The following is a 16,529-nucleotide window of genomic DNA, read 5'->3' as shown; positions in this document are numbered from 1 at the left end:
TGATTTATCGCGAATGTAAAGTTGATGTTATTTAATGAGGGTTTAATCTGAGTCCGATACACTTCTTTTTTGGTACTGAATACTTTTCTACAGTTAAATCCTTTACTGATTGCCATCATATTATTATGGCGATGCAATTTAAACTATATATGGAAAATGATTAATGAACATCAATGGGTCTTTTACAGTTATTACGGGCGCACATCCAAGCATAAGTTTCACAAGCAATAACGAGCAAGCAGTTAATCTTGTTAATACATGCCTTGATTCGGACGTTAATAGAATTAATAGCGATATAACGTTGGAGAACTGTTATACCCAGGCGGGCGCGTCCCGCAAAACCATCAAAAATGTGAGTGGCCACATTGCTTTGAAAGGAGGAAAGATTGACTGTGATGCAAGTAATGTAAGTGGGGGTATTCAGTGTGAAAAGGTTCATGTAAATAATGTTATTAATATCTCAGGACACATAAACCTCTCCCATAAAGCGGTGGGTAATCATATTTCATCGACGTCGGGTGCCATAAAAATGTATGATTCAACCGCAACATCGCTAAAGGTTATTTCAGGAAATATTACGCTAAACAACAGTCTTGTCACGGGCAGCGTCACCCTCATTACAGGGCATTTATCTATAGAAAACTCTACAATAAATGAGACACTTGAAATAAACTCAAGTGATTTACATATTGGCGCGGGATCGAATATTGGCACTATAAAATTGAAAGATAATGATAATTCTAATGTGAATACAATTTCTAGCGGCGTGATTATGGTGGGGGGCAAAAAAAATATATTTTGTAGCCCCTACGTGCAAGTTGGCGGTTGTAATAATATTATCATGATAAATGGTGTAAGATACGAACCCGGGAATCCTACACACAATCTCGCTACAGGCCAGTACGCCGCCCCCGCGCAAGAAAAAGTTATCACGCTCGGGAAAGGCACGGTCGTGAAAGCGCTTCAGTTCGACGGTGCTACTTGCACGTTGATCCTCAAAGAGGGCGCGCGTTTCGACGGCGACCACAGCATGCCTGGGCTGACTATCCAAAAAGCATAATCCAGGACCCATTGCCCTACACGGATAGCATAATGTTGATCGTATCATGCGGCCATCAACGCCACAATTCCCTCTTCAGCCATTGCAAATCCCGCCGTTGCCGCCAGTCTTCAAGCGTCAGGCTGGCCAGGCGCGCCAGGCCCCGATAGAACGGATGCTCCGTGCCTTGTTCCAGCAATTCCAGGTAGCGTCCCGACCAGGGTAATATATGCTGCTCCAGCAGGGCGTCCAGCACGCTTTCATTATTTTCCGCCAGCCAGGCGGCAAGCATCAGCAGCAGGCCGATATGGTCCTCCGGCTCGCCGTCCTGCCGTAGGGAGGCGATGCCTTCCTGCGCCAGCCAGCGGCGCAGCGCCACGGTGGATTCGCCAAACAACACGCTCTCCTTGTCGAGATAAACCGATCCCCAGGGCGGAGCGGGCAGGGCATAGGGGCCGATAAACAGGTTTTGAAAGGTCTCCTCCAAAGCGTCATGCCAAGGCGCGGCCAGGCCCTGGCGAATAAGCGCCGCCGCGTCTTTTACGCCGCCCCCGACCGGCCATTCCCGCTCCCATGCCGGCGCCGCCAGCGCTGTCAACAGCCCGGCGTTTTGCGCCGACAGGGGCGGGTAATACAGCAAGGCCCCCAGCGTGCGCCCGGTAAGGGCCATATTCATCTCACTCATCTCGTCGCCCCTAACCGGCAATCGCCATGCCCACCGTCATATGCAGGCCGTAGAATACCGCCCGGCCGATAAGCTCGCCGCCGAGCACCAGCGCCAGCCCCAGCGTCAGGCCCGCCAACGGCGGCGTATTGCCGCGCGCCACCGGCCATAGCCAGCAGGCCAGTCCGAGCGCCAGCAGCAGCACCCGGCCGGCCATCAGCAAGCCGTAATCGGGTACCAGCGTCGAGGCCTGCTGCACCGAACTGTGGATGGCGGCCAGTCCGGCGGCCTGCATCATTACCGCCGCCACGCTTATCACCACCGCGATAACGCTGACCCAGGGCAGGTAGCGCCAGCCCGGCCCCCGGATGCCGGCCGCCTGCAGCAGCAGGTAGCCCAGCAGCGGACCGCCGATAAACACCGTCAGCACAAAACCGAGCGGGGTATACAGATTGTCCCAGGTGGGGACGGTATCAATCATATACACCCGGCCCATGGCATAAAGAAATACCAGGCCCGACAGCGCGGTCATCACCAGCCAGATCTTGTTAAGCGCCAGCGGCATGCGGTTAAGCACCGCCATCAGCCAGTAGATGCCGCCGAGGGCGAAAAACAGCGAGCCGGTGGCGATTTCATTGCTTAGCGGCGAGGCGCCGAGGCGGTTAAGCGCGTTCATGGCGCGCATCGGCGAGCCCAGGTGCATCATTGAGGCGATAAATCCCAGCCCCATCAGCAGCCACAGGAAAAACATGGCCAGATGTACCCGCCGCGCCTGCTGCACGGTCAGGTTGCCGGCCAGCAGCACCATGGCCATCACCAGATAACCGCCGATTACGCTCTGGCCCGCCACGGTAAAAAACATCAGCGGCCATTCATGCCATCCGTTACCCATATCACACCTCCTTTGGATTGGCGAGGAAGCCGGTGGTGTCGCCCTGCGGGCGACTGTTGGCATTGGCCTTGATCACCAGGTTGGGCATGGTGAAATGCGCCGCCGGCAGCGGCGCCACGTCGGCCAGGTCGCCATATTTGTCGCGCAGTTCGCCGATGGGCGCCAAATCCAGCGCGCGCAGCGGGCAGGATTCCACGCAGATCGGCTTAAGTCCTTCCGCCACGCGCTCATGGCAGCCGTCGCATTTGGTCATATGCCCCTTGGCTTCGTTAAACTGCGGCGCGCCGTAGGGACAGGCCATATGACAGTAGCGGCAGCCGATACAGATATCCTCGTTGACCACCACAAAACCGTCTTCGCCTTTGTGCATGGCGCCGCTCGGGCATACTTTGACGCAGGCGGGATCCTCGCAATGATTACAGGCGATGGACAGGTAATAAGCGAACACATCCTGGCGATAGCCCGCGCCGTCCGCCTGCCAGGTACCGCCGGCATACTCATAGATGCGGCGGAAACTGACATCCGGCCCCAGGTTCTTGTAATCCTTGCAGGCCAGCTCGCAGGTCTTGCAGCCGGTGCAGCGGCTCGAATCAATATAAAAACCGTATTGCGTGCTCATTTACTACACCTTCTCGATCTGTATCAGATTGGTATGCTGCGGGTTGCCCTTGGCCAGCGGCGATGGACGCTGCGTGGTCAGGGTATTGATGCAGCCGCCGTGATCGATTTTATCCCCGGCCATATCGGCCTGATGCCAAGCGCCCTGGCTGACGGCGGTAACGCCGGGCAGGATGCGCGGCGTCACCTTGGCGTCGATCCTGATCTCGCCCCGGTCGTTGAACACCCGTACCTTATCGCCGTTGCGGATGCCCCGGCTTTCGGCATCGAGAGGATTGATCCACACTTCCTGCGGGCAGGCGGCCCGCAGCACGTCGATATTGCCGTAGCTGGAGTGGGTGCGCGCCTTATAGTGGAAACCGGCCATCTGCAGCGGAAAGCGCGCGCGCAAAGGATCGTCCCAGCCCTCGAAGGTGGGCACATAGCGGGGCAGCGGGCTGATGCTTTCATCCGCCTGTAGCTGCCAGGTGGCGGCCAGCTGCGCTAACGCCGCCGAATAGATTTCAATTTTGCCGGACGGGGTTTTCAGCGGATTGGCCGCCGGGTCCTCGCGGAACTTACGGTAGGCGACAAAATGGCCGTCGGGATCCTGGCGTTTATAGATGCCCTGGGCTTTCAACTGTTCATAGGAGGGCAGCAGAGGATCCTTGGCCCGCATTTTGGCATATAAAAATTGCAGCCATTCGGACTGGCTGCGTCCTTCGGTAAATTTCTGCGCCACATCAGCGCCGAGGCGCCGGGCGATATCGCTGGTAATCTGATAAATCGAGCGGCGCTCGAATTTTGCCGTGGTGGCGGGCTGGCCGAAAATCAGATAGCCCATATTGGCGGCATAATCATTGGGGACGATATCCTCCTGTTCGGTGGTCATCAGGTCCGGCAACAGGATATCGGCGTATTTCGCCGATGAGGTCATAAAGTTTTCAATCACCACGATCGTTTCGCAATCGCGTTCGTTTTTCAGGACTTCGTGGGTGCGATTGATATCCGAATGCTGGTTGACCAGGGTATTGCCGGCGTAGTTCCAGATAAATTTAACCGGCACTTCAAGCCGGTCCCTGCCTTTTATGCCATCTTTTAACGCCGTCATTTCCTTGCCGCGTGAGATGGCGTCGGTCCATAAAAATACCGGGATCTGGGTTTTCACCGGATTGGTCAATACCGGCAGCCGTTCGATGGTAATGGTGTAGGTGGACTCGCGGGCGCCGCTGTTGCCGCCGTTGATGCCGACGTTGCCGGTGAGGATCGGCAGCATGGCGATGGCGCGCGCGGTCTGTTCGCCGTTGGCCTGGCGCTGCGGACCCCAGCCCTGGCAGATATAGGCCGGTTTGGTCGAACCGATTTCACGCGCCAGCTTGATAATACGATCGCGGGGGATACTGGTGATCCTCTCGGCCCATTCCGGCGTCTTGGCGATGCCGTCGTCGCCCTGACCGAGGATATAGGCTTTGTAATGGCCGTTGGCCGGCGCGCCGGCCGGCAGGGTTTTTTCGTCATAACCGACGCAGTAGGCGTCCAGAAACGCCTGATCCACCAGGTTTTCCGTGATCAACACCCAGGCAATCGCCGATACCAGCGCCGCGTCGGTGCCGGGACGGATGGGGATCCATTCATCCTCGCGCCCGGCGGCGGTATCGGTATAGCGCGGATCGATGACGATCATCCGCGCGTTGGAGCGTTCGCGCGCCTGTTCAAGATGGTAGGTGATGCCGGCGCCGCTCATGCGGGTCTCCGCCGGATTGTTGCCGAACATCACCACCAGCTTGCTATTGGCGATGTCCGAAGTACTGTTGCCGTCGTTGCTGCCGTAGGTGTAGGGCATGGCGGCGTTGATCTGGGCGGTGCTGTAGGTGCCGTACTGATTGAGGTAGCCGCCGTAGCAGTTCATCAAACGGGTAATGAGCGAGCCCGAGGGCGAGGAGCGGGCGAAATTGGCGCCGGTGACGCCGGAGGAATAATTGATATACACCGCTTCGTTGCCGTAATCCTTGACGATACGCTTGAGATTATCGGCAATGGTGTCCAGGGCTTCATCCCAGCTGATGCGCTGGAATTTGCCTTCGCCGCGTTCGCCCACCCGTTTCATCGGATATTTCAGCCGTTCCGGGTGGTTCATGCGGCGGCGCATGGAGCGGCCGCGCAGGCAGGCGCGCACCTGATGATCGCCGTATTCATCGCGGCCGGTGTTATCGGTTTCCACCCAATAGACTTCATCGTCGCGCACGTGCAGCCTGAGCGCGCAGCGGCTGCCGCAATTGACCGAACACATGCTCCAGACCACTTTGTCGGCGCTTCCCGCGGGCATGGCCGGAGTTTCGGCCGCGCGGGCAAACAGGAAAGGAAGCTGCAGCGCGCTGCTGGCCAACAGCAATCCCCCGGTCGCCACGCCGCCTTTTACCAGGCTGCGCCGGCTGATGGCGGCTTCGCCAAGCAGAGTTAATGTTTTGTTTTTCATTTCTCACCCGTCACATTGCGCTCATAAAGCGTTGCACCCACATTGCCATAAGGTCTGATGATGACTGTGGTTACAATTCATTGGACCATAGTGCGCGAAAAACAGGCGGAAAATGTTGTTCCCGAACAAAGTCGCATAATAAAAAGGGTTTTTAAGAACCAAAAGTATGATCTTGCTCTCGTTTTATCATACAAATCATCGCTCAGGGCTTGCGTCCGCCGACATTAAGCGGGTGATTTTTAAATGCCATGGTTATCAGCCGCTTGCCTTGGCGGCGCTGATTCCGGCTTCCCATAAGTACTTGCATACTCTTATACTGTATAAAAATACAGTATCTGGAGTGCTCATGATGATAATCTATTCCACGGCGCAGGATAGCGATGCCGTCCCGCTGCCGTTTTTTGGCGATCGGGTGGCCGCGGGTTTTCCCAGCCCGGCGCAGGATTATGTGGAAAACCGGCTGGATATCAACGCCATCTGCGTACGCCATCCCGCCAGCACCTATTTTGTCCGCGCCACCGGCGAATCGATGATTGAGGGTAATATCCATGAAGGGGATATCCTGGTGGTGGACAGTTCCCTCAAACCCGGCCACGACAATATCGTTATCGCCTCCGTCGACGGCGGTTTTACCGTCAAGCGCCTGCAGCTTCATCCCCGCGCGCGGCTGATGCCGATGAACCCCGCCTTCGCCCCCATTGCCATCACCGAAGACAGCCAGGTGGACATCTTCGGGGTGGTGACGTTCATCATCTATGCGGCGCTATAGCCATGTACGCGCTGGTGGATATCAATGCGTTTTACGCCTCGTGCGAGACGGTATTCCGACCGGAACTGCGCGGCCGGCCGGTGGTGGTGTTGAGCAATAACGACGGCTGCGTCATCGCCCGCTCCGCCGCCGCCAAACGGCTCGGCATAGATATGGCCGCGCCCTATTTCAAGATAAGCCGGCTGCTTGAACAACACGGCGTGACGGTGTTTTCCAGCAATTACGGCCTGTATGCCGATATGTCGCACCGGGTGATGACGCTGCTGGAGGAGATGGCGCCGTCGGTTGAAATCTACAGTATCGATGAAGCTTTTCTTAATCTTACCGGCGTTGGCCACTGCATGTCGCTGGAGCGGTTCGGCCGCAAGGTGCAGCAAACCCTTCGGCAGTGCACCCAGCTGAATTCCGGGGTGGGGATCGCCCCCAGCAAAACGCTGGCCAAGCTTGCCAACCATGCGGCCAAGCAGTGGAGTAAAACCGGCGGCGTGGTGGATCTTTCCTCGCCGCTGCGCCAGCGTAAGCTTATGGCGCTGATGCCGGTGGAGGAAGTGTGGGGCGTCGGGCGGCGGCTGGGTAAAACGCTGCGCACGATGGGCATCGGCACGGCGCTGCAGTTGGCGGATGCCCATCCGGCGTTTATCCGCAAGAATTTCAGCGTGGTGCTGGAGCGCACGGTGCGGGAACTGTGTGGCGAGCCCTGTCTGGAGGTGGAGGAAATGCCGGCGGTGAAGCAGCAGATTATCTGTAGCCGCAGTTTTAGCTCCCGCGTCACCCGCTACCAGGATATGCGCGAGGCGGTATGCAGCTATGCCGCGCGCGCGGCGGAAAAACTGCGCGCGGAACAGCAGTTTTGCCGGCAGGTATCGGTTTTTATCCGCACCAGCCCGCACGCGGCCGGGGAAATCCATTACGCCAACCAGGCCACCGGCCGCATTCCCGTCCCGACCAACGATTCACGGGATATCATCGCCCAGGCGCTGCGGTGCCTGGATGGCATCTGGCTTGAAGGGCGGCGTTATCTAAAGGCCGGCATCGTGCTGGGCGACTTTTTCGATCGGGGGGTGGCGCAGCTCGGCCTGTTCGACCAATATCAGCCGCGCGTTAACGCCGAAGCGCTGATGGCGACGCTGGATAAGGTCAATCGCGCGGGCAGGGGGCAAATCTGGTTTGCCGGGCAGGGCATCCGCCGGGAGTGGCAAATGAAACGCGCAATGCTGTCGCCGGCCTACACCACCCGGCTAAGCGATCTGCCCCGCGCGGCGCTGTAAGCCTGTTGGCCATGGCTTATGTCCTTAAATCCTCCTGGTGGGCGTTGACCCATGCCGCCAGGGATTGCAGCGGCGCCTTCAGCGTTTTGCCCAGGGCGGTGACCTGGTATTCAACCCGGGGCGGGATCTCGGCAAATGGGGTGCGCCGCACCAGGCCCTTGGTTTCAAACGCGCGCAGCTGGCGCGTCAGCTCCTTTTGCGTGATCGGATAAACCCCGCGCTGCAGTTCGCCAAACCGCACCGGGGCGTCGATAACGATCAGCCGGTACAGGATGGGGATGGCCCATTTACCGGCCACCAGATCGACAAAAGTGATCATCGGGCAGGGCGTTAACGCCGGCGGCGGTACATTTTTTTTCGGTTGCGCAATCGTCCTGCCCGTCATTTCATCCCCCTTGCCTCTTTAGTATCCTATTGGTACCTACTATCATTTTAATACTATCATATAAATAATGGCATTTTTCACCGGCCAGAGGAATAAAAATGCACCGTTTAGCCGATAAATTTGCCTTAATCACCGGCGGCACCAGCGGCATCGGACTGGAAACCGCCCGTCAGTTCCTGGCTGAAGGCGCCACCGTCGCCATTACCGGACGTAACGCCGATGCGCTGGCGCGCGCCGCCGCGGCGTTGGGCGACGGGGTGGTATGCCTGCGAAGCGACGCGGGCGATATGGCCTGTCAGCGTGCCCTGGCGCAGACGCTTTCCGCCCTGTGGCCCCGGCTGGATGTGCTGCTCATCAATGCCGCCGATGTGACCCACCGTCCGTTGGAGGCGTGGGATGAAGCCGGCTGGGACCGCCTGATGGCAACCAACCTGAAAGGACCGTTTTTCCTGGTGCAGGCGCTGTTGCCGCTGCTGCATGCTCAGGCTTCGGTCATTTTATGTGGTTCGGTCAGCGCGCATATCGGCCTGCCGCAAAGCAGCCCGTATGCCGCCAGCAAAGCCGCGCTGCTGTCGCTTTCCCGTACCCTGTCGGGGGAACTGCTGGCGCGCGGCATCCGGGTCAACAGTTTAAGCCCCGGACCGACGCAAACCCCGGCGCTGGAAAAACTGGGTCTGGACGGAGAGGCTTACGCGGCACTGCTGGCGCAAATCAGGCAACTGGTGCCGCTCGGCCGGCTGGGCACGCCGCTGGAGCTGGCCAAGGCGGCGGTCTATCTGGCTTGTGACGAATCGGCGTTTGTCGTGGGCAGCGAATTGATTGTCGACGGCGGGGTAAGCGGTTTATGATTTACCGATAGCCGCGGTCATTTTGCCATGGACCAGGACAGGGCGGCGCGGCAAAGCACCCTAATCGGACGGATAGCGCTATGATTAAATTAAGGAACATGACCGCCGGAGAGTTTATCGATTATCGCCGGCTTTTTATCGGGGAATATGCCCGCGATCTGAGCGCCAACCACGGTTACGGCATCGAGCAGGGCAGGATCAACGCCATCGCCAGCATTGACGGGTATTTACCGCGGGGAATGGCGACGCCGGATAACCAGCTGTTGTGCATCGAGGCGGGCGACGCGGTGGACTCACCGGATGAACCGCCGGTGGCGGGGTATTTATGGATTGGATGTAAAAACAAGACGGCCTATATCCTGGACTTCTTCATCCTGCCGGCCTGGCGCCGCCGGGGCCTGGGTCGCGACGCGCTGGCGCAGCTGGATAGGCAATTGCGCGCTCAGGGCGTGACCGAGCTGGGTCTGCGGGTGGCGGCCGATAATCCCGGCGCCCGGGCGCTGTATGATGAATGCGGTTTCCGGGTCACCGGGGTGAATATGGTGAAACCCCTGTAGCGTTAAACAAGGCTAAACGCCCCGCGCGCCAGGCATTCGCCATTGATAAACACCTCCACGGCATGTTTGCCGGCATAGTGCACGCGGGTGGTAAAGTCGCGTATGGCCTGGCTGCGGCTAATTTCGACGCTGGCGAGCGGCGCCAGCGTCAGGGTTTTCAGTTTAAATACCTTGGCCGATGTGCCGCCGGATTTTTTAACATAATGTATGGCGTAATCAATCACCAGCCGCTGCGGCAGGGGCGAGGTCGAGCGCAGCCTGAACGCGACGGTCACTTTGTCGCCCAGCCGGATGTCCGCGGGGCTTACCCGCATGTCCTCCAGGCTGACCTGCGCCGCCTGCCCGGCGCCAATCAACCCCAGCGCCCGCCGATCCCCTTGCTTGATCAGGCTGCGCAGCGCATGGCGGGCGATCCAGGCGGTGGGCGGATGATGCAGTTCCCATCCCTCCAGCAGATCCATGACCCAATCGGGATGATCCTTGGTGATGTCGTTAAGGTGATTGGCCACGGATTTACGCACATACAGGCTGGGATCGGCGCGCAGGTTATCGAGGATCGCTTTAACCGGCGATGGGTCGGCCCTTAGCGCTTCCAGGCGAAACGACCAGGGCAGGCGCGGTCGGCTGCCTTCGCTGGCCAGCCGGCGGACGTGTTCGTTATCGTCGCGCGACCAGCGCTCCATCAGCGCCAGCCCGCGGGCCAGATCCTGGCGCAGGAACGGGCGTACGGCAAATTCCGCAGAGCCGAAGGGGGTAAAAAAGCGCAGGGCCTCCATCGAGAGATCGAAATCTTCAAGCCCGTACATCGCCACATACTCCGGCAATACCAGGGTGACAAACCGATTGTCCAGGCGGGGCGCCAACCGGCGTAAAATCGCCAGCGCCGGCGCTAAATCCGAAGGCAGTCCGTCGTGCAGGCAAACGCTAACCCGCCGCAGGCGCGCCATCAGCGATAGCGCATCAAGTCCCTCGGCGGTGGCGGCCAGGAAACGGGCGCTGTCAAAACCGGGATGGACGGCGGCGGTTTGCGCCGCGATATCGCGCAACCGGGCATGGTTAAAGATTTCCTTCAGCGCGGGCGCGCTTTGCTCGGACATGTCATCTGATCTTATGGGAGAGGAGCCAGTTCGCAGGCTAAAGAAAATGGCGGGTTTAGGCAAGTCTCACTGTGCTCAAACCCCTTCCCGGCGGTGGAAAATGGCCGGGGTTGACACGCCATGGCGCGCTCCCCGGGTCCATTTCCGCGCTTACCGGGCGGAAGGTATTATTGAATGCCCAGCGCGTCGCGCATGGTATAGAACAAATCGGTCTGGTCGGTCAGACCGGCCACATTGCCCGCGTACGGACCAAAGGCGGCGATGCGCAACTGGGTGCCGGTGTGGCCTTGGGACTCGGGGTCTTCGGAATTGCCGTAGCTGATGGCCATCACCGCGCCGTCTTTGGTGGTCAGCGCCTGGGTCAGGCCGGGAGCCTTGGCGTCCGCTTCGATAATCTGGCTGGAGTGGGCGTGATCGGCGGTCACCACCACCAGCGTGTTGCCGTCGGCGCGGGCGAATTCCAGCGCCTTTTGCACCGCTTCGTCCAGGTCCACCGTCTCGCCGAACTGGCCGCACGGGTTGGCGGCATGATCCTGCTTATCGATGGATGCGCCTTCAACCTGCAGGAAAAAACCGTTCGGATTGACATTGAGCAGCTCGATGGCTTTTTGCGTCATCGCCGCCAGGGTAGGCACCCCGGCGCCGCGCGCGGGATTATCGACGCAGGTTACCGGCGGCTGGTCGATATTGCCGTGATAGACGGCTTTCGGGCCTTGCCAGCGCACCGGCATATTGCCTTCGGCGAACAGGCCCAGCAGCGGTTTATCCTGGTTGGCCAGGGTCACGCCCCGCAGGCCGTCCAGATCGCCCACCAGCTGATAGCCGCGCGCCACGGCTTGTTCCCGCAGGGTTTTACCTTGCCACTCGCCGGCTTTCGCGATTTCGCCGAAGGTTTTGCCGCCGCCGCCCAGGGTAACGTCGGCGCGGGCCGCCAGCAGCTGTTCGGCAATGGAGCCTCGCCCCTGGTTTTCCAGCGCCTGGGCCGGGCAATCCTTACTGGTGACGACCGGGCCGTAGCATTTGCGCGAGCCGACGTGAGCCACCAGCGCCGCCGGGGTGGCGTCTTCCAGCTCGGCGGTGGACACGTTGCCGGTGGCTTTGCCGGCCGTTTTAGCCAGTTCCAGGATGGTCATATGGTCCTTGCCGAACACATCGACCCCCAGCGCGCCGTTATAGGTTTTCACCCCTGTGGACCACGCGGTGGCGGACGCCGCCGAATCGGTGACGTAGCCGGGTTTATGGCTGGTCTTATCCAGCGCGTAGTGGGTGTATTGACCGGTCAGCGGCAGCGCGTCAATGCCGGGGAACGCGTTGCCCGCCCCGAGCGCGTAGTTGCGCGCGGCGGTGATTTCCGAATCCCCCATGCCGTCGCCAATCAACAGGATAACGTTTTTTGCCCGCCGGTTGGTCAGCGCCGCCTTCAGCGCCTCGGTCTGGTCCGCCTGCAGCCGGCGGGCGCCGCCGGGCTGGGTAATATCACCCTGCGCCGCGCGCGGGCTTTCGGCGCCGGCCGCCTCAGGCGCCAACAGGGCGTTGCCGCCCACCAGTGCGAGGGTAAAAACGAGGGAAAGTAAGGGACGTTGCGGATGCGGCATAAATAACACTCCTGTAGCCAGCCGGGGGGACGAATATGTCTGAATTTAATAATCTGTAAGTCTACGTAACCAGGATGGCATTTTTATGACACAGGGAATTAACAAACCCGCTCAATCTTGGCGAGGTTGTTCCGCAGCAGCTAAGATATTAAGCACACTTATTAATAATTACTTCTTACTTACTTAGCCCGCGTTATCACGGGGAGTGGGTTTTTGTCGCTTAATTTTGCAGGGGTTCGCTACCATGCTTCGAACGGAATATCACCACAATAACGATGCGCCGGGCGTGCCGCAGGCGGAGCAGGGATTTTCCTTTAAGGTACTGACCATCAATACCCATAAAGGTTTTGCCGCCTTTAACCGGCGTTTTATCCTGCCGGAGCTGCGCGAGGCGGTGCGTACCGTTGCTCCCGATATCGTCTTTCTCCAGGAAGTCCTGGGCGCGCACGAAAAGCATTCACAGCGTTTCGAAAACTGGCCGGTGGTACCGCAGTATGAATTCCTGGCCGACACCATATGGACCGATTTCGCCTATGGGCGCAATGCGGTCTATCCCGATGGCGATCACGGCAACGCGCTGCTTTCCCGGTTCCCCATCACCAGCCAGAACAATCTGGATGTGTCCATCGACGGCACCGAGAAACGCGGCATGCTGCACTGCGTGCTACAGGTGCCCGGACGTGAACTGCAACTGCATGTGATTTGCGTGCATTTGGGACTGAAGGAAAAGCATCGCCGGGAGCAAATGCTGCGCATGAGCAGGCATATCGCCACGCTGCCGGCGGACGCGCCGCTGGTGGTGGCCGGCGACTTTAACGACTGGCGCCAGCAGGCCAACGCGCTTTTGCGCCGCGAAGCCGGCCTGACCGAGGTATTCACCCAGGCGCGCGGGCGTCCCGCCCGTACCTTTCCCGCCCGTTTCCCCCTGCTGCGCCTGGATCGTATTTATGTCAAAAATGCCGGTATCACCGCGCCGACCTCCCTGGCCAACCAGCCATGGTCGCACTTATCCGATCATGCCCCCCTCGCCGTGGAGATTTGTTTATGAGCATGAATATGGAGTGGCGCGACGGCAACCGCATTACCTTGCTGGAAAACGGCGAAGCGTTTTTCCCTGCCCTATACGAGCGTATCGGCCAGGCGACGAAAGAAGTACTGGTGGAAACGTTTATCCTGTTCGAGGATAAGGTCGGCAAAGCGTTGCAAAAAAACCTGATCGCCGCGGCGGAACGCGGGGTGCGGGTGGAATTAATGGTCGACGGTTACGGCTCGGCGAATTTGTCCGACGCCTATGTCGGCGCCCTGACCTCCGCCGGGGTGCGTTTTCGCTATTACGATCCCCGCCCGGCGTTTATGGGCTTGCGCACCAACATGTTTCGCCGCCTGCATCGCAAAATCGTGGTGGTGGACGGCCTGACGGCCTTTATCGGCGGCATCAATTTTTCCGCCGAGCACCTGAGCGATTACGGCCCGGAGGCCAAACAGGACTATGCGGTGGAAGTGGAAGGGCCGGTGGTGGCGGATATCCATCGCTTCACCCTGCAGGCGGTATATAGCGAAGATCACCACCGCAGCTGGCTGCGCCGCCGCTCCAGGCTGCCGGCCCATAACCGCCAGCCCGGCGAGGCCCAGGCGCTGTTTGTCTATCGGGATAATGATGAGCACGACACGGACATCGAACGCCACTATATCGATATGCTGCGCAGCGCCCAACGCGAAGTGATTATCGCCAATGCCTATTTTTTCCCCGGCTATCGCCTGCTGAAGGAAATGCGCAACGCCGCCCGGCGCGGGGTGAGGGTGGTGCTGATCGTGCAGGGAGAGCCGGATATGCCCATCGTTAAGGTGGGCGCGCGCATGCTATACAACTACCTGGTGCCGGAAGGGGTGAAAATCTATGAATATTGCCGCCGCCCGCTGCACGGGAAAGTCGCGGTCCAGGACGACAGCTGGTCCACCGTCGGTTCCAGCAATCTCGACCCGCTCAGCCTGGCGCTGAACCTGGAGGCCAACCTGGTGATCCATGACAGCGCATTCACCCGGCAATTACGTGACAATCTCAACGGGCTGATACAACGTGACTGCCAACTGATCGACGAAAGCAAGGTGCCGAAACAGACCTACTGGCACGTGGCGAAAAGCGTATTGGTGTTCCATTTCCTGCGCCACTTCCCGGCATGGATCGGCTGGCTCCCCGCCCATACCCCCAAATTGTCGCTGGTGGCGCCGCCGGTCCAGCCGGAAATGGAAACCCAGGATCGGGCCGAGCCGGAAAACGAAGGGGCAAAATCATGACGCGAAAACGCCCGGCGGGTAAACGCCGCAGCGCCTGGTCGATGACTAAAAGAATCCTTACCGGCCTGTTTTTTATCGGCGTCATCATCTTGCTGGTGGTCTATGCGCGCAAGGTGGACTGGGACGATGTGAAACAGGCCATCACCGGCTACCGGCTCAACGCGTTGCTGATGGTGATTGGGCTGGTGGTGTTCAGCTACCTGCTGTATGGCGTATACGATCTTATCGGCCGCGCCTACTGCGGCCATAAGCTGGCGAAAAAGCAGGTCATGCTGGTTTCCTTCATCTGCTATGCCTTTACCCTGACCCTCAGCGCCTGGGTCGGCGGCATCGGCATGCGCTATCGCCTCTATTCCCGCCTCGGTTTGTCCAATAGCGCCATCACGCGCATTTTCAGCCTGAGCCTGGCCACCAACTGGCTGGGGTATATTCTGCTTTCCGGTATGGTCTGCGCGTTCGGGGTGCTGCACCTGCCGGCGAAATGGGGCATCGGCGAACTGGCGCTGCGCCTGACGGGTATCGTCCTGCTGCTGCTGATCGCCGCCTATTTCTGGCTGTGCGCCTTTGCCAAACGCCGCCGCTGGACCATCAAGGGCCAAAAGCTGGTGCTGCCGTCGCTGCGCATGGCCGGCGCCCAGATGGTGGCCTCCTGCGCCAACTGGCTGGCGATGGCCGCGATTATTTATATTTTACTGAACGACAACGTCGATTTCCCGCTGGTGCTCGGCGTCCTGCTGGTCAGCAGCATCGCCGGGGTTATCGTGCATATTCCGGCGGGCATCGGCGTGCTGGAGGGGGTATTTGTCGCCATGCTGGGCAGCGGGCATCTGTCCCATGGCACCATTATCGCCGCCCTGCTGGCCTACCGGGCGATCTATTTTATCGCGCCGCTGCTGCTGGCGATTGTGCTTTACCTTGGCCTTGAGAGCCGCGCCAAGGCGCTGCGGGAAAAAAACCGCCAACGGGAAGCGGCCGACGAGGCGCAAAATGCGCGGCGCGGGCCGCTGGCGGAAGACGGCGGTCATTTACCCGATAAGGGGCCTTTGGCCTGACCGCGGATTTTGCCGCGAAACACCCAAAAACCAAAGGTATTGTAAGCCAGGGTGACGGGGATCAGCACCGCGAAGCCCATCAGCATGAATCCCTGGCTCAGGGGCGGCGAGGACGCCGCGCTTATCGACAGCCGGGGCGGGATCACCGCCGGATAAACCGCCAGCAGCAGCAGGGCGAATACCAGGACCACGCCCGCCAGCGCCAGGCACAGCGGCAGCAGGGCAAACCGGACGGACGCGCGCCAGAATCCGCCGGCAACCGCCAGCAGCAGCAGCCCGGCGGGCAGGCTTAAACGCAGATCGGACAGATGCCGGCGATACTCCTCATGCAGGCCGCAGGTCCACAGCGTTAACAGCGCAACCAGCGCCAGGGCCAACGGGCCAAGCCGGCGGGCGTGGGCACGCGAGCGCGTCTGCAGCAGGCCTTCGGTACGCCAGACCAGCCAGCAGGTCCCCAGCAGCGCGTAACCGGCCATTAGCGCCAGGCCGCAGAACAGCGGAAATATGGCCAGCCACTCCCAGCCGTCGCCGGTATAACGCGCGCCGTCATGGGGAATACCCTGGATAAACGTACCCATAATCACGCCCTGGCTGACGGCGGCCAACGCCGAACCGCCCATGAGCATCAGATCGAATACCCAGCGCTTTCGCGGTTCGGCGCGATCGCGGTATTCAATCGCCGTGCCGCGCGCTATCAGCGCCAGCAGCATCAGGAATACCGGTAGATACAGCGCGCTCAGCATAATGGCGTAGGCGGCGGGGAACAGGGCCAGCAGGCCGCCGCCGCCCAGCACCAGCCAGGTCTCGTTGCCGTCCCAGACAGGCAGCAGCGAAAGCGTCATGACGTGGCGATCGTCTTCGGCGCGGTTAAAAGCATACAGCATGCCGACGCCCAAATCGGTCCCGTCCAGCAAAACGTAGATCAGCACGCTGAAGGCCAGCGCGGCGGCGGATAACTGTTGCAGCACGGCGGCGGAAAAAGTCAGCTCCGGCAT

The 16,529-nt window shown here is 59.7% G+C and carries 16 protein-coding genes; 8 read left to right on the top strand and 8 right to left on the bottom strand.

The genetic code is table 11. The features are described from left to right. Positions 1-163: 163 nt before the first annotated feature. Complete coding sequence (locus VGC33_RS15755; RefSeq protein ID WP_331121714.1) at positions 164-1,060, top strand: DUF4097 family beta strand repeat-containing protein; 897 nt, start codon at positions 164-166, stop codon at positions 1,058-1,060. Between the two features lie 55 nt (positions 1,061-1,115). On the opposite strand, the gene dmsD is transcribed toward VGC33_RS15755, so the two are convergent. Genes dmsD through VGC33_RS15735 form a run of 4 tightly spaced genes read right to left on the bottom strand, consistent with a single transcriptional unit; the run spans position 1,116 to position 5,668 of the window. Next, complete coding sequence (gene dmsD / locus VGC33_RS15750; RefSeq protein WP_331121713.1) at positions 1,116-1,724, bottom strand: Tat proofreading chaperone DmsD; 609 nt, start codon at positions 1,722-1,724, stop codon at positions 1,116-1,118. A 10-nt stretch (positions 1,725-1,734) separates the two neighbouring features. Then, the gene (locus VGC33_RS15745) at positions 1,735-2,595 is read right to left on the bottom strand and encodes a DmsC/YnfH family molybdoenzyme membrane anchor subunit (RefSeq protein ID WP_331121712.1); all 861 of its coding nucleotides are present in this window, start codon (positions 2,593-2,595) and stop codon (positions 1,735-1,737) included. 1 nt (position 2,596) lies between these two features. Beyond that, positions 2,597-3,214, bottom strand: coding sequence for a DMSO/selenate family reductase complex B subunit (locus VGC33_RS15740; RefSeq protein WP_331121711.1), 618 nt, complete (start codon positions 3,212-3,214; stop codon positions 2,597-2,599). A gap of 3 nt (positions 3,215-3,217) precedes the next feature. Continuing rightward, on the bottom strand, positions 3,218-5,668 hold the full coding sequence (locus tag VGC33_RS15735; RefSeq protein ID WP_331121710.1) for a DmsA/YnfE/YnfF family dimethyl sulfoxide reductase: 2,451 nt from the start codon (positions 5,666-5,668) through the stop codon (positions 3,218-3,220). Positions 5,669-6,017: 349 nt separating this feature from the next. Between VGC33_RS15735 and VGC33_RS15730 the strand changes: the two genes are divergently transcribed. Beyond that, positions 6,018-6,437 (top strand): translesion error-prone DNA polymerase V autoproteolytic subunit, encoded by a 420-nt coding sequence (locus VGC33_RS15730; RefSeq protein ID WP_331121737.1) that lies wholly within the window; start codon positions 6,018-6,020, stop codon positions 6,435-6,437. Between the two features lie 2 nt (positions 6,438-6,439). Then, complete coding sequence (locus VGC33_RS15725) at positions 6,440-7,705, top strand: translesion error-prone DNA polymerase V subunit UmuC (protein ID WP_331121709.1); 1,266 nt, start codon at positions 6,440-6,442, stop codon at positions 7,703-7,705. A 16-nt stretch (positions 7,706-7,721) separates the two neighbouring features. On the opposite strand, the gene VGC33_RS15720 is transcribed toward VGC33_RS15725, so the two are convergent. Then, complete coding sequence (locus VGC33_RS15720) at positions 7,722-8,090, bottom strand: winged helix-turn-helix transcriptional regulator (protein ID WP_331121708.1); 369 nt, start codon at positions 8,088-8,090, stop codon at positions 7,722-7,724. 98 nt (positions 8,091-8,188) lie between these two features. On the opposite strand from VGC33_RS15720, the gene VGC33_RS15715 reads away from it, so the two are divergent. Continuing rightward, positions 8,189-8,938 carry an SDR family oxidoreductase gene (locus tag VGC33_RS15715; protein WP_331121707.1) on the top strand — a complete coding sequence of 250 codons (750 nt, stop codon included), beginning with the start codon at positions 8,189-8,191 and terminating at the stop codon, positions 8,936-8,938. 80 nt (positions 8,939-9,018) lie between these two features. Continuing rightward, positions 9,019-9,495 carry a GNAT family N-acetyltransferase gene (locus VGC33_RS15710; RefSeq protein WP_331121706.1) on the top strand — a complete coding sequence of 159 codons (477 nt, stop codon included), beginning with the start codon at positions 9,019-9,021 and terminating at the stop codon, positions 9,493-9,495. Between the two features lie 2 nt (positions 9,496-9,497). Here the strand turns inward: VGC33_RS15710 and VGC33_RS15705 are convergent, their stop codons facing one another. Both VGC33_RS15705 and phoA read right to left on the bottom strand, forming a co-directional pair. After that, a complete protein-coding gene (locus tag VGC33_RS15705; RefSeq protein WP_331121705.1) occupies positions 9,498-10,592 on the bottom strand; it encodes a DNA alkylation repair protein in 1,095 nt (364 codons plus the stop codon). Positions 10,593-10,759: 167 nt separating this feature from the next. After that, on the bottom strand, positions 10,760-12,187 hold the full coding sequence (phoA, locus tag VGC33_RS15700; protein ID WP_331121704.1) for an alkaline phosphatase: 1,428 nt from the start codon (positions 12,185-12,187) through the stop codon (positions 10,760-10,762). Positions 12,188-12,473: 286 nt separating this feature from the next. On the opposite strand from phoA, the gene VGC33_RS15695 reads away from it, so the two are divergent. From VGC33_RS15695 to VGC33_RS15685, 3 genes are read left to right on the top strand one after another with little or no spacing between them, the layout of a single operon-like run. After that, positions 12,474-13,235, top strand: a complete 762-nt coding sequence (locus tag VGC33_RS15695) for an endonuclease/exonuclease/phosphatase family protein (protein WP_414636943.1) — start codon at positions 12,474-12,476, stop codon at positions 13,233-13,235. 2 nt (positions 13,236-13,237) lie between these two features. Next, positions 13,238-14,482: a cardiolipin synthase ClsB gene (gene clsB, locus VGC33_RS15690; protein ID WP_331121736.1), complete on the top strand. Its 1,245-nt coding sequence runs from the start codon at positions 13,238-13,240 to the stop codon at positions 14,480-14,482. Further along, positions 14,479-15,534, top strand: a complete 1,056-nt coding sequence (locus tag VGC33_RS15685) for a lysylphosphatidylglycerol synthase domain-containing protein (protein ID WP_331121702.1) — start codon at positions 14,479-14,481, stop codon at positions 15,532-15,534. Before clsB ends, VGC33_RS15685 begins: the two co-directional genes overlap by 4 nt. Here the strand turns inward: VGC33_RS15685 and cydB are convergent. Next, complete coding sequence (cydB, locus tag VGC33_RS15680; protein ID WP_331121701.1) at positions 15,504-16,529, bottom strand: cytochrome d ubiquinol oxidase subunit II; 1,026 nt, start codon at positions 16,527-16,529, stop codon at positions 15,504-15,506. The genes VGC33_RS15685 and cydB overlap by 31 nt on opposite strands.

The sequence above is a fragment of the Acerihabitans sp. genome (genome assembly GCF_036398755.1).
Lineage (GTDB): Bacteria > Pseudomonadota > Gammaproteobacteria > Enterobacterales > Enterobacteriaceae > Acerihabitans.
Note: the sequence above shows the minus strand (reverse complement) of the source record. Positions and strands in the feature narration are given on the sequence as shown.

What these genes read in the sequence shown, in the direction of transcription:
- VGC33_RS15720 (WP_331121708.1), bottom strand. Translation starts at nt 8,090, where the DNA reads ATGACGGGCAGGACGATTGCGCAACCGAAAAAAAATGTACCGCCGCCG.
- VGC33_RS15745 (WP_331121712.1), bottom strand. Translation starts at nt 2,595, where the DNA reads ATGGGTAACGGATGGCATGAATGGCCGCTGATGTTTTTTACCGTGGCG.
- VGC33_RS15715 (WP_331121707.1), top strand. Translation starts at nt 8,189, where the DNA reads ATGCACCGTTTAGCCGATAAATTTGCCTTAATCACCGGCGGCACCAGC.
- VGC33_RS15740 (WP_331121711.1), bottom strand. Translation starts at nt 3,214, where the DNA reads ATGAGCACGCAATACGGTTTTTATATTGATTCGAGCCGCTGCACCGGC.
- VGC33_RS15725 (WP_331121709.1), top strand. Translation starts at nt 6,440, where the DNA reads ATGTACGCGCTGGTGGATATCAATGCGTTTTACGCCTCGTGCGAGACG.
- VGC33_RS15705 (WP_331121705.1), bottom strand. Translation starts at nt 10,592, where the DNA reads ATGTCCGAGCAAAGCGCGCCCGCGCTGAAGGAAATCTTTAACCATGCC.
- dmsD (WP_331121713.1), bottom strand. Translation starts at nt 1,724, where the DNA reads ATGAGTGAGATGAATATGGCCCTTACCGGGCGCACGCTGGGGGCCTTG.
- VGC33_RS15730 (WP_331121737.1), top strand. Translation starts at nt 6,018, where the DNA reads ATGATAATCTATTCCACGGCGCAGGATAGCGATGCCGTCCCGCTGCCG.
- phoA (WP_331121704.1), bottom strand. Translation starts at nt 12,187, where the DNA reads ATGCCGCATCCGCAACGTCCCTTACTTTCCCTCGTTTTTACCCTCGCA.
- clsB (WP_331121736.1), top strand. Translation starts at nt 13,238, where the DNA reads ATGAATATGGAGTGGCGCGACGGCAACCGCATTACCTTGCTGGAAAAC.
- VGC33_RS15685 (WP_331121702.1), top strand. Translation starts at nt 14,479, where the DNA reads ATGACGCGAAAACGCCCGGCGGGTAAACGCCGCAGCGCCTGGTCGATG.
- VGC33_RS15755 (WP_331121714.1), top strand. Translation starts at nt 164, where the DNA reads ATGAACATCAATGGGTCTTTTACAGTTATTACGGGCGCACATCCAAGC.
- VGC33_RS15710 (WP_331121706.1), top strand. Translation starts at nt 9,019, where the DNA reads ATGATTAAATTAAGGAACATGACCGCCGGAGAGTTTATCGATTATCGC.
- cydB (WP_331121701.1), bottom strand. Translation starts at nt 16,529, where the DNA reads ATGCCGGAGCTGACTTTTTCCGCCGCCGTGCTGCAACAGTTATCCGCC.
- VGC33_RS15735 (WP_331121710.1), bottom strand. Translation starts at nt 5,668, where the DNA reads ATGAAAAACAAAACATTAACTCTGCTTGGCGAAGCCGCCATCAGCCGG.